At 53.9% G+C, this 15,005-nt stretch carries 15 protein-coding genes; 5 read left to right on the forward strand and 10 right to left on the reverse strand.

Annotated elements, in window-relative coordinates:
• Positions 1-158: 158 nt before the first annotated feature.
• Positions 159-1,322, forward strand: coding sequence for an alcohol dehydrogenase (gene yqhD, locus J5067_RS06400; RefSeq protein WP_264650696.1), 1,164 nt, complete (start codon positions 159-161; stop codon positions 1,320-1,322).
• Between the two features lie 63 nt (positions 1,323-1,385).
• On the opposite strand, the gene J5067_RS06405 is transcribed toward yqhD, so the two are convergent.
• The gene (locus J5067_RS06405; protein WP_264650697.1) at positions 1,386-2,492 is read right to left on the reverse strand and encodes an NADH:flavin oxidoreductase; all 1,107 of its coding nucleotides are present in this window, start codon (positions 2,490-2,492) and stop codon (positions 1,386-1,388) included.
• 71 nt (positions 2,493-2,563) lie between these two features.
• Positions 2,564-3,034, reverse strand: coding sequence for a MarR family winged helix-turn-helix transcriptional regulator (locus tag J5067_RS06410; RefSeq protein WP_264650698.1), 471 nt, complete (start codon positions 3,032-3,034; stop codon positions 2,564-2,566).
• Between the two features lie 169 nt (positions 3,035-3,203).
• Between J5067_RS06410 and J5067_RS06415 the strand changes: the two genes are divergently transcribed.
• From J5067_RS06415 to J5067_RS06425, 3 genes are all read left to right on the forward strand, one after another.
• A complete protein-coding gene (locus J5067_RS06415) occupies positions 3,204-3,737 on the forward strand; it encodes a hypothetical protein (protein WP_264643024.1) in 534 nt (177 codons plus the stop codon).
• A 649-nt stretch (positions 3,738-4,386) separates the two neighbouring features.
• On the forward strand, positions 4,387-5,799 hold the full coding sequence (pykF, locus tag J5067_RS06420) for a pyruvate kinase PykF (protein WP_264643025.1): 1,413 nt from the start codon (positions 4,387-4,389) through the stop codon (positions 5,797-5,799).
• A gap of 366 nt (positions 5,800-6,165) precedes the next feature.
• Entirely contained in the window at positions 6,166-6,402 is a 237-nt protein-coding gene (locus J5067_RS06425) for a major outer membrane lipoprotein (RefSeq protein WP_195312335.1), read from the forward strand.
• Positions 6,403-6,619: 217 nt separating this feature from the next.
• Here the strand turns inward: J5067_RS06425 and J5067_RS06430 are convergent, their stop codons facing one another.
• The 7 genes from J5067_RS06430 to sufA form a co-directional block, all read right to left on the reverse strand.
• Complete coding sequence (locus J5067_RS06430) at positions 6,620-7,633, reverse strand: L,D-transpeptidase family protein (RefSeq protein WP_319802382.1); 1,014 nt, start codon at positions 7,631-7,633, stop codon at positions 6,620-6,622.
• Between the two features lie 286 nt (positions 7,634-7,919).
• Positions 7,920-8,336, reverse strand: coding sequence for a cysteine desulfuration protein SufE (gene sufE, locus J5067_RS06435; RefSeq protein WP_264643026.1), 417 nt, complete (start codon positions 8,334-8,336; stop codon positions 7,920-7,922).
• A gap of 100 nt (positions 8,337-8,436) precedes the next feature.
• Complete coding sequence (sufS, locus tag J5067_RS06440) at positions 8,437-9,660, reverse strand: cysteine desulfurase SufS (protein WP_264650699.1); 1,224 nt, start codon at positions 9,658-9,660, stop codon at positions 8,437-8,439.
• Positions 9,660-10,964 (reverse strand): Fe-S cluster assembly protein SufD, encoded by a 1,305-nt coding sequence (gene sufD / locus J5067_RS06445; protein ID WP_264650700.1) that lies wholly within the window; start codon positions 10,962-10,964, stop codon positions 9,660-9,662. The genes sufS and sufD overlap by 1 nt, the downstream gene beginning before the upstream one ends.
• Positions 10,939-11,685, reverse strand: a complete 747-nt coding sequence (gene sufC / locus J5067_RS06450; protein ID WP_264650701.1) for a Fe-S cluster assembly ATPase SufC — start codon at positions 11,683-11,685, stop codon at positions 10,939-10,941. The genes sufD and sufC overlap by 26 nt, the downstream gene beginning before the upstream one ends.
• A 108-nt stretch (positions 11,686-11,793) precedes the next feature.
• The gene (gene sufB, locus J5067_RS06455) at positions 11,794-13,290 is read right to left on the reverse strand and encodes a Fe-S cluster assembly protein SufB (RefSeq protein WP_264643030.1); all 1,497 of its coding nucleotides are present in this window, start codon (positions 13,288-13,290) and stop codon (positions 11,794-11,796) included.
• An 8-nt stretch (positions 13,291-13,298) separates the two neighbouring features.
• Entirely contained in the window at positions 13,299-13,673 is a 375-nt protein-coding gene (sufA, locus tag J5067_RS06460; protein ID WP_264643031.1) for a Fe-S cluster assembly scaffold SufA, read from the reverse strand.
• 444 nt (positions 13,674-14,117) lie between these two features.
• Here sufA and J5067_RS06465 point away from each other — a divergent pair, with 444 nt between their 5' ends.
• Entirely contained in the window at positions 14,118-14,519 is a 402-nt protein-coding gene (locus J5067_RS06465; protein WP_264643032.1) for a hypothetical protein, read from the forward strand.
• A 57-nt stretch (positions 14,520-14,576) separates the two neighbouring features.
• Here the strand turns inward: J5067_RS06465 and J5067_RS06470 are convergent, their stop codons facing one another.
• Positions 14,577-14,993, reverse strand: coding sequence for a hotdog fold thioesterase (locus tag J5067_RS06470; RefSeq protein ID WP_264629308.1), 417 nt, complete (start codon positions 14,991-14,993; stop codon positions 14,577-14,579).
• Positions 14,994-15,005: the final 12 nt, after the last annotated feature.

Below are 15,005 nucleotides of genomic sequence, written 5' to 3' on the forward strand. Positions count from 1 at the left end.
TTGTAGGAATAGGCAATAACCCAACAGAAATGTGCATTGAATGCCTGCGGTCAGGTGCTGATAATAGCCCACATCATTCATACTGAACGATCGGTATCCACCTCCCGTATGCGTTACTCGGGATTTCTTATCAAGGCGTTGAACTGGATAATTACCCTATGCAAAATTTCACACTTCATACCCCGACCAAAATTCTGTTTGGTGAAGGCAAAATTGCCGAAATAGGCAAAGAAATTCCTGCTGATGCGCGCATCCTTATCACTTACGGTGGCGGCAGCATCAAGCGTAACGGCGTGTTAGATCAGGTTTATCAGGCATTGGAAGGCCGCAATGTGCGTGAGTTCGGCGGTATCGAACCGAACCCCTCTTATGAAACGCTGATGAAAGCCGTTGAGCTGGTGCGTGCCGAAAACATTGATTTTCTGCTCGCAGTGGGCGGAGGGTCCGTCGCCGATGGCACCAAATTTATCGCTGCCGCTGCGCACTATGACGCCGCACAAGATCCCTGGCATATTCTGGAAACCAGCGGAGCACAGGTGACCAATGCCGTGAAAATGGCCTGCGTGCTGACTCTGCCAGCGACCGGTTCCGAGTCTAACAATGGTGCCGTTATCAGTCGTAAAACCACGGGTGACAAACTGCCCTTCTTCTCCCCCTACACCTTCCCCCTGTTTGCCGTGCTCGATCCGGTGGTCACCTACAGTTTGCCGCCGCGTCAGGTTGCCAACGGCGTTGTCGATGCGTTTGTGCATACCGTTGAGCAGTATCTGACCTATCCGGTGGATGCCAAGGTGCAGGACCGTTTTTCTGAAGGCTTGTTGTTAACGCTGATTGAAGAAGGTCCGCGCGCGCTGGCAGAACCGGAAAACTACAAAGTTCGAGCCAACGTGATGTGGAGTGCCACCATGGCACTGAACGGGTTGATTGGTGCTGGCGTGCCGCAGGATTGGGCTACCCATATGATGGGCCATGAATTGACCGCATTGCACGGCCTTGACCATGCGCAAACGCTGGCGATCGTGCTGCCTTCTCTGCTGCAAGCGAAAAAAGCGCAAAAGCGCGCCAAACTGTTGCAATATGCAGAACGCGTGTGGGATTTGCGTGAAGGTAGCGAAGAGCAGCGGATCGATGGCGCTATCGCGGCCACGCGTGCGTTCTTCGAGAAAATGGGCGTACCCACCCACATGGCGGATTACCAATTGGATGGCAGCACCATCCCGACGCTGGTGTCCAAACTGAAAGAACACGGTATGACGGCGCTCGGGGAACACGCTGATATTACGCCGGAAGTGAGCCAGAAGATCTACGAAGCGGCACGTTAAGCGCCGCCCCTCATTGCTGTGTCTGCGAAGGGAGCCACTGGCTCCCTTTGTCATAGCGGTATATCAGGCGAGTACGGCCAAATCTGCCGCATTAAATCCACGCAAGGACGCCGTCTGACCCGACTGGACTTTTTCTGCCCAGTGCGCATCAGAAAGCAGAACACGCCCTACGGCGATCAGGTCAAACTCGTCCCGTTCCATACGCGTGTAAAGGTTATCCAGCGCCGCAGTACCAGAGCCTTCACCGCCGAAGGCGGCAAAGAAGTCAGAGGTTAACCCCACCGACCCGACGCTGATGGTGGCCGCACCGGTTAATTTCTTCGCCCAACCGGCAAAATTCAACCCTTGCTCGCCGTCAATCTCCGGGAACTCCGGCTCCCAGAAGCGACGTTGAGAGCAGTGCAGAATATCAACGCCCGCGTCAACCAACGGTGCCAGCCACTCCGTCATTTCTTGCGGTGAGGTTGCCAGACGCGCTTTATAATCCTGCTGCTTCCACTGACTGACGCGCAGGATCAGCGGGAAATCAGGGCCAACGGCAGCGCGAACCGCACGCACAATCTCCGCCGCAAAGCGAGAACGCTCGCGGATGGTTGCTCCACCGAAAGCATCGGTGCGTTTATTGGTTCCCGGCCAGAAGAACTGGTCAATCAGGTAACCATGCGCGCCATGCAACTCCAGCGTGTCAAACCCTAAACGTTTAGCATCCGCCGCCGCCTGAGCAAAGGCGGCTACCGTGTCAGCGATATCCTCTTCGGTCATCACCACACCGCGCGGAGCATCCGGTCCAAGCAGCCCTGAAGGGCTTTCCACCGGCGCATCCGGCTCCCATTCTCCCGTGCGCGTCGACCCGGTATGCCAAATCTGTGGGCCAATCTTACCGCCCGCCGCATGGACGGCATCAGCCACGCCCTGCCACCCGGCCAGCGCCGCGTCACCGTGGAAAAAGGGGATGCCCGCCATATTGCGCGAAGCAGGACGGTTCACCACCGTGCCTTCCGTCAGGATCAGCCCCACGTTGCCTTGCGCGCGACGACGATAATATTCGGCATTTTCCGGGCCAGGAATGCCCTCTTTCGCCATACCGCGCGTCATCGGTGCCATTACGATTCGGTTAGGCAGTTGCAACCCTTTCAACGCGAAGGGAGTGAACAAAATATTGTCGGACATGGACCTTTCCTTTTTAGCAAGTAACGTTCACGAAGTGAGGTAAACACAGTCAGCGTTCAAGACAGGCTGCATCACAGGCATCGGTGAGGCGGCTCGGTAGCACCATCGCCGCTGTCATCAAGGCAATCGATGCACGCTTCAAGCAGTTGATGCAACGCAGCCACCCGTTCAGCACCCAGTTGTGCCACGATCGCCACCTGCGCCTCTTGCCACACCCGCTGCGCTTGCGCCTGTTTCTCCCGCCCTGCCGCAGTCACTTCAATACGGCGACTGCGCGCGTCACTCCCGGCACAAATTTTTAGCCATCCTTGCGCAACCAGAGGCTGCATATTGCGTGTTAAGGTAGAGGCATCCATTTGCATGTGTCGGGCCAGATCGACCGGGCGAACAGGCTCCAGGCTCACGGCATACGACAACAGCGCATATTGGGTATTTTTCAACCCACATGTCGCAACGTAGTGATCGTAATGTCGCGTCACCATCCGCGTAAGCTGGCGCAGCTTGAGGTTGGTACAGCCCTGAGACGTGTCTGTGTTTTTCATGTCGTTAATTGTATATGCAACCATTGTATATGCAACATTTTTACATCAGGAAGATCGCGGTATTGGTCCACTATCCGGCTAATAACGCGCGCATTATGTGAGTGTTTACGGTTTCACTCAAACCAGATTAGCGATAAGCTCATGTTTTTTCTATCTCTTTGGAGTTAGTGTGAAACGCCTGTTATCGACCTTGCTTCTGGCAACGCTCACCGCTTATCTACCCGCAGCGCCCGCTGCCACGGATATCACCATGACAACGCAATCCCAGCAAGATACGGATGCCGGGTTGGCAAAAAAGCATCCCAGCGAACTCTATCTGCACGCCAAGCAGTTGTTTGAAACCGGCCATAAAGATGACGCTGTGGCTTGGTTTTATATCGGCCAATTGCGCTGGCGCTACCATTTACTGGTGCACCCCGAACTGCCGCCCGATGGTGAACCGGCGGCCATGGATGCCCTTAATGCCACGTTGGGGCAAGCGATCAACGAATGGGCGGGCGGTTCTCCCAAGGCCTGGCGCGCAGCGATTGGCAAAGCGCTGGCATGGGATGCATCACACCCTAACCCTACCACACCCAAAGAGCAGTATGGCGCGCAATGGCAACAGGTGCGTGCCGGGCTGATGCAACTCGACGGTTATATCCGTGATAACGAAAGCCAGATTCGCGCTGAACGTCAGGCACGCGGTTTAGAAAACCGCTAAACAGATCTCTTCTGGCACGACACACAGAAAACCGCATTAAACGCACTCAGGCTGCCCTTTTCAAACAGAAAGGCGGCCTTTTTCTCCTGCGACATCTCGGTATTGTTCACTATGACATCAATCGCTTACCAACGCCGCGATGGTTGCTCAGCCAGCGCTACCACAGGGCACAGCGCTAAATCACTACTGTGCAGTTGCGCAATAAAAAGAAAGAAAATGAGGGAAAATGACAAAATCGTTGGTTTTTTTGCGCAAACACAAGAAAACAGGGTATCTTAGCAGCGTAATTATCTTGTTTCCCCACGCGTTATAACTATAATACGAAACGTTGTTTCATTGAATGGTTTCAGCAAATCGACGTGCCGAAAATACTACGATTAGACACTGTTACTGCAAACATAACTGCCCGAGACGCGCTCAGGTTTAAAAGACGCGTTTTACCGGTGGCAAGCAACACGGTTGCAGCGCATTTCCGCTCTCGGCTTACCGCCGGTGGTAACAGGCCACGTCCATCATCTTTCATTCATCGTTACCCGCTACAATTACTATTCGCTCTGGACTCGCAAACACATTCGCTTCGTCGGCCTGGTATCCGGTGCCCGCGAACTCATGATTTTTTTATCCATCACAACTTGTAGAAAACACTCGTATGAAAAAGACTAAAATCGTTTGTACTATCGGTCCGAAAACCGAATCAGAGGAAATGCTGACCAACATGCTGAATGCAGGCATGAATGTGATGCGTCTTAACTTCTCACACGGGGATTATGCTGAGCACGGGCAGCGCATCAAAAACATGCGCGCGGTTATCGAGAAGACCGGTAAACAAGCCGCCATTCTGCTGGATACCAAAGGGCCAGAAATCCGTACCATGAAACTGGAAAACGGCGCGGACGTTAGCCTGGTTGCTGGTCAGACTTTTACCTTTACCACTGACCAAACGGTTATCGGTAACCAAGATCGCGTTGCGGTCACCTACGAAGGTTTCGCCACTGACCTGACCGTCGGCAACACCGTACTGGTGGATGATGGTCTGATTGGTATGGAAGTCACCGCCATCAACAACGGTGAAGTGGTTTGTAAAGTGCTGAACAACGGCGACCTGGGCGAGAAAAAAGGCGTTAACCTGCCGGGCGTGTCCATTCAGTTGCCAGCACTGGCTGAAAAAGACAAGAGCGATCTGGTTTTCGGCTGTGAACAAGGCGTTGACTTCGTGGCGGCCTCTTTCATTCGTAAGCGTTCTGACGTTGAAGAGATCCGCGCGCATCTGAAAGCGCACGGCGGCGAAAATATCCAGATCATCTCCAAAATCGAAAACCAGGAAGGTCTGAACAACTTTGACGACATCCTGGAAGCGTCTGACGGCATCATGGTTGCCCGTGGCGACCTCGGCGTAGAAATTCCGGTTGAAGAGGTTATCTTCGCGCAGAAGATGATGATCGAGAAATGCAATAAAGCACGTAAAGTGGTTATCACTGCCACCCAAATGCTGGATTCCATGATCAAAAACCCGCGCCCAACCCGCGCAGAAGCTGGCGACGTCGCTAACGCCATCATTGATGGTACCGATGCCGTGATGCTGTCTGGCGAAAGTGCCAAAGGGAAATACCCGTTGGAAGCGGTCACCATCATGGCGACTATCTGCCAGCGCACTGACGTGGTAATGAAAGCCCGTCTGGACGCACAGCAAGACTCTGCCAAAATGCGTATCACCGAAGCGGTATGCCGCGGTGCAGTAGAAACCGCAGAAAAACTGGATGCGCCGTTAATCGTGGTAGCCACCAGTGGCGGCAAGTCAGCGAAATCCATTCGTAAATACTTCCCGCACGCGCGCATTCTGGCACTGACCACCAATGCCATCACTGCACGTCAATTGCTGCTGAGCAAAGGCGTTGACACGCTGCTGGTAAGCGAAATCGCCTCTACCGACGACTTCTACCGCATTGGTAAAGAAGCGGCGCTGAAAAGCGGTTTGGCACAGCCGGGCGACATCGTTGTCATGGTATCGGGCGCGCTGGTTTCCAGTGGCACCACCAACACGGCATCCGTTCACCGTCTCTGATCGTTGCCACGGGCTGTCGCCGTTAAAAACACGACAGCCCGTCAATTTGCGATCGTGAGTGAATGACCGATAGTAAAAAAGCGCCGCAAAGGGCGCTTTTTTATATTTTTATGTTATCAATCGACTACACTCAAGAAATAAGACCTATTCCGCTCCACCTATTTCCGCAGAATATATCTCCAATTCGCATCATAAAATACCGCTGTTTTCACTCCTTTTTTAACTACTCTGTAAAACTCGCTGCTTCTTTGAGCGAACGATCAAAATTAAGCATGTTCTCATCAAAAATTTATTCTCATTAGAAAAAGCTTTGTGTAATACTTGTAACGCTACATGGAGATTAACTCAATCTAGAGGGTATTAAGAATGAATCGTACTAAACTGGTACTGGGCGCGGTAATCCTGGGTTCTACTCTGCTGGCAGGCTGCTCCAGCAATGCTAAAATTGACCAACTGTCTTCTGACGTTCAGACTCTGAACGCTAAAGTTGATCAACTGAGCAACGACGTGAACGCAATCCGCGCTGATGTACAGGCTGCTAAAGATGACGCAGCTCGTGCTAACCAGCGTCTGGACAACCAAGTTCGTACTTACAAAAAGTAAGAATTGGTTAAGTAGTGAAAATGGCGCACAGTGTGCGCCATTTTTTTTTGCCCGCCATTTCGCTTATTCAGCCTCTGTCATTACCCTCTGCCGCAACCCGCTGATGCACGCCACAAGATTCAGATAATCTGTCATTTAAGAGGATAGGTTCCCGGCTTGAAACGGGGAATGGCATTAATTCGCGCCCAACGGCCGCTGAGCGCGTTTTATCTATGAACTACTGCGAGGCACTCACTGAAGAAATAGGCGCAGCCTGGTGCGTCTCAGGCGCTGTTAGCACAGGTTCCTGAAAATGTTCGACGCTTTGCCCGGCGCTGACCAGAATCGGCATCCCGGAACGGCGCACAATGGCATCACCAACCATTTGGCTATCGGTTTCCGACGCATGGATAAAGCTCTGAATCTGTTTATTCAGCGGGATTGCCATGGTTTGCGGATCGTCCTTGGACGATTTAGACAGCGGCTGATGCACTTCGATGTAGCGTTTGCCGTCTGGCTCCACCGAGGTTTTCACCGCATCGTTAATGATCTGCACCCGGGTGCCTACCGGTACGTTATTGAACAACCATTCGATGTCATCGGCACGCAGGCGGATACAGCCGGAACTGACACGCATGCCAATACCGAAGTTAGCGTTAGTACCGTGCAGCAAATACACGCCGCCATGGGCCGCCAGACGCAGCGCATGCAGCCCCATCGGATTATCCGGTCCCGCCGGGACAACCGCCGGAAGTTTGATGCCCTCTTCTTCCAGATAACGCTTGCGGATGTTGGCCGTCGGCGTCCAGGTCGGGTTCGCGCGTTTTTCACTGACCGACGTCACCATCAACGGGGTGTTACGCCCCTGCTGACCGATGCCGATCGGGAAAACCAGGACAGTGCCCTTCCCTTTTGGATAATAGTAAAGGCGCAGTTCAGCCAGATTGACGACAATGCCCTCGCGCGGCGTATCAGGTAGCAGCATCTGCGTCGGGATGGTCAAGGTGGATCCCGGCGTCGGCAAATAAGGATCGGTGCCGGGATTGGCTTCCAGCATATTCAGCAGGCCGATTTTAAAATCGGACGCGATAGCTTCCAGCGGCCGACCATCATGCGGCACCGGATAGGCAATGTTCTCACCGATCAGTCGGCTACCCGCTGGGGGCAATGGGTATTCGGTGGCGCTCGCCGCCGAGCTTCCTACCAGGTAGGTCGCCAGTACCATACCCAAAAATGTAAACATACGCTTCATACGAAAATCTCTACAGGTTGACGTTATTATTCGTTTGCCATTGATACCAGCCGGGGCCTGAATGCGACCACTTCCGTCGGATTCTGCAAGTGTAGCATGCCAAAAATATCCACAGGTTTTATTTGCTAATCAATGCGTTAATATGCAGTTCTTGACAAAGCACAATGCCAGAATAAAAGGAGTTGGCGGTAATAACCAGTGGGGTAATCTGAAAAAACCGGGCGGTTGGCGTACAAACGCCATCGTGGAGTGATCCAGCCCGTAGTATACGGGCTGGCAGGTAACGTCAGGCCAGGGTAGACGCTTTGGCGCGAATGGCACGCAGCATCGCTTCCAGCCCCTGTGAGCGTGATGGCGTCAAATGCTGACTCAGCGCCAGTTCCGCAAAGAAAGGCCGCACATCCAGCGCCAGTGCTTGCTGCGCCGTCAACGCGTGATACAGGCTAAAGACCACGGCAACCAGTCCCTTGACGATAGCGGCATCGCTGTCACCGCTGAAAATCAGGCGGCCCTGCTCATCACGCGTCATCACAATCCACACCTGACTCTGGCACCCGGCAATCAGGTTCTCGGGTTGACGCCATTGGTCAGGCAACGGGTCTAAACGACTGCCCAGCTCGATGATATACAGATACTTCTCTTCCCAATTGTTGCAACGAGAAAAGTTTCGCAACAATTTTTCTGGCTCTGGCAAGCTTGCCATGAATTCCTCCCAACAGGCTGAGCACGCCCACCCCATAGCCGCCTGGTGACAGCACCAAAACAAAAACACAAGGGAAAACGCAGGCGCGCATCGAGGCTTATCAGCCTCCCAGCAAACGATGAATACGCTGTAGTCCGGCAACCAGCCGATCTATTTCTTCGCGGGTAGTATAAACCGCTATCGAGGCGCGGCACATACTGGGTACGCCATAATGTGCCATCAATGGCATCGCACAGTGATGGCCGGTACGAATGGCAATCCCGTACTGGTCAAGGAAACTGCCGACGTCATAGGCGTGATGCTTGCCGAGGTTAAAGGCAATCACCCCTTTTCGCTCGGCCGAACCGTAGAGGATGATATCCGGTACCGAACTCAGCGCATCCAGCGCGTAGTGCATCAGCGCCGTTTCGTGATCGTGAATAGCGTCCAGCCCGATTGCAGAGACATAATCCAGCGCCGCGCCCAGCCCCATGATCCCGCCGGTATTGGGCGATCCTGCTTCAAAGCGCCACGGCGCATCGGCATAGCGGGTACCTTGCGTCAGGCTAACGTCACGGATCATCGCCCCGCCCCCTTCCCACGGTGGCATGGCATTGAGCAGCGCATGCTTGGCGTACAGCACGCCAATACCGGAGGGGCCGTAAATTTTATGCCCGGAAAAGGCGTAAAAGTCGCAGTCTAACGCCCGTACGTCCACACGCTGATGCATCACCGCCTGCGCACCGTCCACCAGCACCGCGCTACCGACCGCCCGCGCCCGCGCAATCAAGGTGTCCAGCGGGTTTTCTGTGCCCAGCACGTTAGAGACCTGAGTCACTGCCAGCAAGCGGGTACGCTTATCCAGCAGTGCATCCAGTTGGCTTAAATCCAGCGTACCTTGCGCCGTCAATGGCAGCACGCGCAGCTCAACGCCTTGGCGTTCAGCCAGCATTTGCCACGGCACGATATTGGCATGGTGCTCCATTTCGGTGATCAGAATATTGTCACCGGCTTCAATAAAAGCGCTGCCATAGCTGTTGGCGACCAGATTGATCGCTTCCGTGGTGCCACGCACAAAGACGATCTCTTCCGCCGAGGCCGCGTTGATATAGCGCGCAACCTGCTCACGCACCGCTTCCATCGCGCTGGTGGCCTTGGCGCTTAGCGTATGAATGCCACGGTGCACCGCAGCATATTCATTACTGTAAAACGCCACTTCCCGGTCAATCACCGCCTGCGGTTTCTGCGCGCTGGCCGCGCTGTCCAGGTAGGCCAGAGGCTGCCCGTTGACCTGCTGCGCCAGCACCGGGAAATCGCGGCGAATCCGCTCAATCGGATAATTCATTAGACTACTCCTGCCGCGTTCGGCAGGCGCAACGCAATACGCTGCAACACCGCCTCTTGCAGCGTGTCGTTATCCAACGCTTCCGTCAATTCGGCGGCAAACGCGTAAATGATCATCTGCTGTGCATCCTGCTGTGAAATACCGCGCGAACGCAGGTAGAACAGTTGCTCTTCATCAATGCGCCCCACCGTGGCACCGTGGCTGCACTTCACATCATCGGCATAAATCTCGAGCTGCGGCTTGGTATCCACTTCCGCCAGACGTCCCAGCAGCAGGTTGTTGTTGGTCATCTGTCCGTCGGTCTTCAATGCGCCCGGCGCAACCTTGATCATACCGTTGAACACCGCCCGGGCTTTGTCACTGACAATCGCCTTGTGCAGTTGGCGGCTTTCGCCGTGGCCCTGATTATGTTCAAGGTAGGTGCGGGTATCGCACACTTCGCTGCCAATCGGCAAAATCAGGCTATTGATAGAGAGGTTGACGCCTTCACCGTTGATTTGCGCGCTAGTGTGATGCCGGGTTAATCCGGCACCCAGCAAGAAACTGTGGCTGCGCACGCGCGCATCCCGTTCCAACACCAAATCGTTGTGTGCAAAGTGGTAACTGGCAGCAGCCTCAAACGCCAGCTTGAGGTGTTTTACCTGGCTGTTCGCCGCCGCATGCACCGTCAGGCGCGTACCGGTGAAGTGCGCCTTGTCATCCAGACTGACGTAGTGCTCGATAATCGCTGCGCTGGCCCCCGCCCCGACATACAGATGGTGGCGTTGGTGTGCCATATTCAGGCTGGCAGACTGCCCGCTGCTGATATGCAGAATATACAGCGGTTTCTCCGCCTGGCATCCCGTCGGTAAACGGATGGCGGTGTGCTGCGCCGCCAGACTTTCCGTCAGGTGCAAAAACAGTTCCGGCTGAACGGCCGCCAGATCGGTGGGTGCCGCATGGGGCGCATTCACCGCAATCTGGTAGGGGCCCCACTGCGCATCGCTCAACGCCGCGTTAAATACGCCATCGACAAACACCAGACGCCAACTCTCCAGCGCCAGTGCGTGTGCTGCCAACGTCTCTTCATCAACGGACACGGCATCCGGCGCGCTGAACGTCTGCGTCAGCAACCCATCCAACAGCGTATATTTCCAATGTTCGTGCTTGCGCCCCGGCAAGCCGAGCCGCATCACTTCCTGCCAGTGATGCTGAGCACTGGGTGCATCCGCCGCGCGTGACGCGTTAAACAACGCCTGCCACTGCTGGAGCGTTTTGGCCTGTTTTTCAGCCAGCGTGTTACTGTTGGTCGGTAAGCCAGCCATAGCCTTGCTCCTCCAACTGTTTCACCAGCGAAAAATCACCGGATTTAACGATACGACCTTGATAAAGCACGTGCACATAATCGGGTTGGATATAATCCAGAATACGCTGGTAGTGGGTCACGATAATAAACGCACGTTGCTGGTTACGCAGCGCGTTAACGCCGTTGGCAACAATCTTCAGCGCATCGATATCCAGTCCGGAGTCCGTCTCATCCAGAATACACAGCTCCGGCTCCAGCGCCGCCATTTGCAAAATGTCATTACGTTTTTTCTCGCCGCCGGAAAAACCCACGTTAACCGAACGGGTCAACAAATCTGCCGGCATTTTTAGCAGTTTGATTTTATCTTCAATAAAATCGGCGAAATCGAAGCGGTCCAGCGGCTCTTGCTCGCGGTATTTGCGCACGGCGTTTACGGCGGTTTGCAAAAAGAACTGGTTACTGACGCCGGGGATCTCAACCGGGTATTGGAAGGCCATAAAGATGCCCTCACCGGCGCGATCCTCCGGATCTAACTCCAACAAGTCTTTGCCTTTGAACGCCACCGTGCCGTCGTTCACTTCATAATCTTCACGGCCCGCAAGCGTGGCGGAAAGCGTACTTTTACCAGAACCGTTGGGTCCCATGATGGCGTGAACTTCACCGGGTTTTATCTCGAGGTTCAGTCCGTTCAGGATCGCCTTACCTTCAACGCTTACGTGTAAATTCTTAATGCTTAACATAGTTTATCCTTGCGGCGTCGTGCCGAGCACGCCTGATAACATCAATTCGCGTGGGGTGCTGTCAGATTGACATTCGGCACCCCGCTGCATTTTTAGTCTGCGACGCACTTAGCCGACGCTGTGTTCCAGACTGATCGCCAGAAGCTTCTGCGCTTCGACGGCAAATTCCAGCGGCAGCTCCGAGAACACATCCTTACAGAATCCGTTCACGATCATCGAAATAGCATCGTCTTCGCTGATGCCACGTTGCAGGCAATAGAACAGTTGGTCTTCGCCAATGCGTGAGGTTGTCGCCTCGTGCTCCAGCTGCGCGCTGTTGTTACGCACTTCCACATAAGGGAAAGTGTGTGCGCCGCAGTCGCTGCCAATCAGCATCGAGTCGCACTGGGTGAAGTTGCGCGCATTGGTGGCGCTCGGCATGATTTTCACCAGACCGCGATAGGTGTTCTCACTGTGTCCGGCAGAGATCCCTTTGGAGATAATCGTGGAACGGGTGTTCTTGCCGATGTGGATCATCTTGGTCCCGGTATCCGCCTGCTGATGCCCGCTGGTCAGCGCAACAGAGAAGAATTCACCCACCGAGTTATCTCCGCGCAAAATCACACTCGGGTATTTCCAGGTGATGGCGGAGCCCGTTTCAGACTGGGTCCAGGACATCTTGGCATACTCGCCGGCACAGAGCGCGCGCTTGGTAACAAAGTTAAGGATACCGCCCTTGGCATCCTGACCGGAGAACCAGTTCTGCACCGTGGAGTATTTGACCTCAGCGTTTTTGTTGACGATCACTTCCACCACGGCGGCATGCAGTTGGTAGCTGTCGCGCACTGGCGCTGAGCATCCTTCGATATAGCTGACATAGCTGTCGTCATCGGCAATCAGGATGGTGCGTTCGAACTGCCCGGTTTTCGCCGCATTGATGCGGAAATAGGTGGAGAGCTCCATCGGGCAACGCACGCCTTTGGGTATATAGACAAAGGTGCCGTCAGAGGCTACCGCGGCATTGAGCGCGGCAAAAAAGTTATCGTTGGCAGGCACTACCGTGCCGAGGTATTGGCGCACCAGATCGGGATGTTCCTGAATCGCCTCGCTGAACGAGCAGAAAATAATCCCCTGCTGCGCCAGCTCTTCACGGTAGGTGGTCGCCACCGATACCGAGTCAAAAATCGCATCCACCGCCACGGCTTGCCCTTCGCGCACTGGCACGCCGAGCTGATTGAAGGCATTTTCAACTTCAGCAGTCAGGTAGCTGTTCACCTCGGCAATGCTGGACTGCTGCTTGGCACCGGGTTCAGAGCCGCAGGTGTCATCACAGTGGCCGCAAGAGGGTGCTGAATAATAGCTGTATTCCTGATAGTCCAGCTTGTCATAGTGCGCTTTTAGCCAGTGCGGCTCCTCCATCTCCAGCCAGGCGCGATAGGCATTGAGACGGAACTCCAGCATCCACTCAGGTTCGTTGCGTTTGGCGGAGATCGCTCGCACCACCTCTTCATTGACGCCACGCCCCAGTTGGTCTGTGGCCAGTTCGGTGAAAAAGCCCTCTTTGTAGCGGCCATCCCCCATCCAGATTTGCACATCGTCGGGTACATCTACATTGCTACGCGCCATATCAGTCATCACTCAACGCCAAAGCTTTCGCCACACCCGCAGGCATGCTGCGCTTTGGGATTATTAAATTTGAAAATCTGGTTCAAGCCTTCACGCACATAATCCAGTTCGGTACCATCGATAAAGGGCATCGCCTTTAGGGGTACGTACAAATGTGCGCCCTCGCGCTCGAACACCAGGTCGCCGGCATCCGGTGCGTTGACCAGATCCAGCACATAACCAAACCCTGCACATCCTGATTGCTTGACGCTCAAACGTAACCCTTTCACCGTGTCATCAGACTGGACCAGGCGCAGGATCTGTTGAGCGGCGCTGGCCGTCAGCGTCAGCCCTTTCCAGGTGTTTTCATCCAGTGAAAATGTTTCTACGTTTCCCGTTTGCATCCGCCATACCTCGTTTCAGAAAAGCTCTGTCTGAGCCTAATGTTAGTGATAATGATTATTGCTTCAACCTCTTGTTTCGAAGGGGTATTTGTAACATTTCACCGCAACCTAAAAAAAAACGATTTTTTTTTGCCTGTCAGCACGTTCATAAGCTGACAATAAAAAAATAACCTGTTGATATAAAATAACTAATTTACCACCACGTGACAGACAGATGAATTAGTATAAACATATTGTTATCATAATTATAACATTCATAGACGATACCTATTTTTAAAACAGGAAAAATCGTGACCGTTTTTATCGTTTGATTGCGCATTTATTGACCATAAAAAGATTTATCGGGCCGTACACTTTTTTTTTCGCAGGCACCGGGTGATAGGTTGATCCCGATGAACATTAGAAATATGATAATGATTATCATTAATATCCATGGTAATCCCTATGCAATCCGTGAACGCCTGGCTACAGCATCAGATTGACGAGTACAAGTTCTTGATCCGGGATGTCACCGTGGATTTCTATATGGCCGAAGCGCGGCTGAATCGGCACGAAAGCCATATCGACCACTTGCGCCGCTACCACAATGCCTGCATGGAGATGATCGATCTGTGCCGGAAGAACGGCGACGATGAGAGCTATTTGCACGCCCTGGTCAAATTGCATAACCGCTTGATTAAAGAAATCAACAATGAAGGGCGTTGCCACCTTTTTCGCGTGCAGAGTTACTACTTTGCACGCAACACGCTAAAGCTGATTTGCCACCAGCTCAGCCTTGAAGGCTGTTGGGATAAGGCCACCGCGTTTCAGACCGATTTTGTGCGGCGCGTCCCCTTTTTGCCTTGACGAGCGCAAGAATGAAAATGCGCGCCGATTGGCGCGCATTTTACCGTTACGGCGAGATTAAGGCGTCACCACTGCCGTGGTGAGACGAGAAGTGCAACACAGACGGTTACTCTCGTCGTAGATGTCAATTTGCCACACCTGATTGCGACGTCCCACGTGCAGTGCGCGACACACGCCACGCACGTGTCCTGAAGTCACTGCGCGCAGATGGTTGGCATTAATCTCCATCCCCACCACGCGCTGTTCTCCTTCGGTACACAGGTAGCCTGCAACCGAGCCGAGCGACTCCGCCAGCACCACCGATGCTCCGCCGTGCAGCAGGCCGAAGGATTGGCGCGTGCGCGCATCCACCGGCATTGTGCCTTCCAGGGTATCTTCTGCAATATGGGTAAAACGGATCCCCAGATGCTCCATCATACAGCCCAGGCTGTGCTGGTTAATCAGCTCCAGCGTAGCCGCTCTTTTCCACAACATAACGCTCTCCTG

Origin of the sequence: Candidatus Symbiopectobacterium sp. NZEC151 (assembly GCF_025962655.1) — a bacterium.
Taxonomy (GTDB): domain Bacteria; phylum Pseudomonadota; class Gammaproteobacteria; order Enterobacterales; family Enterobacteriaceae; genus Symbiopectobacterium.

What these genes read in the sequence shown, in the direction of transcription:
- J5067_RS06410 (WP_264650698.1), bottom strand. Translation starts at nt 3,034, where the DNA reads ATGAAAAACACAGACACGTCTCAGGGCTGTACCAACCTCAAGCTGCGC.
- pykF (WP_264643025.1), top strand. Translation starts at nt 4,387, where the DNA reads ATGAAAAAGACTAAAATCGTTTGTACTATCGGTCCGAAAACCGAATCA.
- sufB (WP_264643030.1), bottom strand. Translation starts at nt 13,290, where the DNA reads ATGGCGCGTAGCAATGTAGATGTACCCGACGATGTGCAAATCTGGATG.
- J5067_RS06470 (WP_264629308.1), bottom strand. Translation starts at nt 14,993, where the DNA reads ATGTTGTGGAAAAGAGCGGCTACGCTGGAGCTGATTAACCAGCACAGC.
- J5067_RS06465 (WP_264643032.1), top strand. Translation starts at nt 14,118, where the DNA reads ATGCAATCCGTGAACGCCTGGCTACAGCATCAGATTGACGAGTACAAG.
- sufD (WP_264650700.1), bottom strand. Translation starts at nt 10,964, where the DNA reads ATGGCTGGCTTACCGACCAACAGTAACACGCTGGCTGAAAAACAGGCC.
- J5067_RS06405 (WP_264650697.1), bottom strand. Translation starts at nt 2,492, where the DNA reads ATGTCCGACAATATTTTGTTCACTCCCTTCGCGTTGAAAGGGTTGCAA.
- J5067_RS06430 (WP_319802382.1), bottom strand. Translation starts at nt 7,633, where the DNA reads ATGAAGCGTATGTTTACATTTTTGGGTATGGTACTGGCGACCTACCTG.
- sufS (WP_264650699.1), bottom strand. Translation starts at nt 9,660, where the DNA reads ATGAATTATCCGATTGAGCGGATTCGCCGCGATTTCCCGGTGCTGGCG.
- sufE (WP_264643026.1), bottom strand. Translation starts at nt 8,336, where the DNA reads ATGGCAAGCTTGCCAGAGCCAGAAAAATTGTTGCGAAACTTTTCTCGT.
- J5067_RS06425 (WP_195312335.1), top strand. Translation starts at nt 6,166, where the DNA reads ATGAATCGTACTAAACTGGTACTGGGCGCGGTAATCCTGGGTTCTACT.
- sufA (WP_264643031.1), bottom strand. Translation starts at nt 13,673, where the DNA reads ATGCAAACGGGAAACGTAGAAACATTTTCACTGGATGAAAACACCTGG.
- sufC (WP_264650701.1), bottom strand. Translation starts at nt 11,685, where the DNA reads ATGTTAAGCATTAAGAATTTACACGTAAGCGTTGAAGGTAAGGCGATC.
- yqhD (WP_264650696.1), top strand. Translation starts at nt 159, where the DNA reads ATGCAAAATTTCACACTTCATACCCCGACCAAAATTCTGTTTGGTGAA.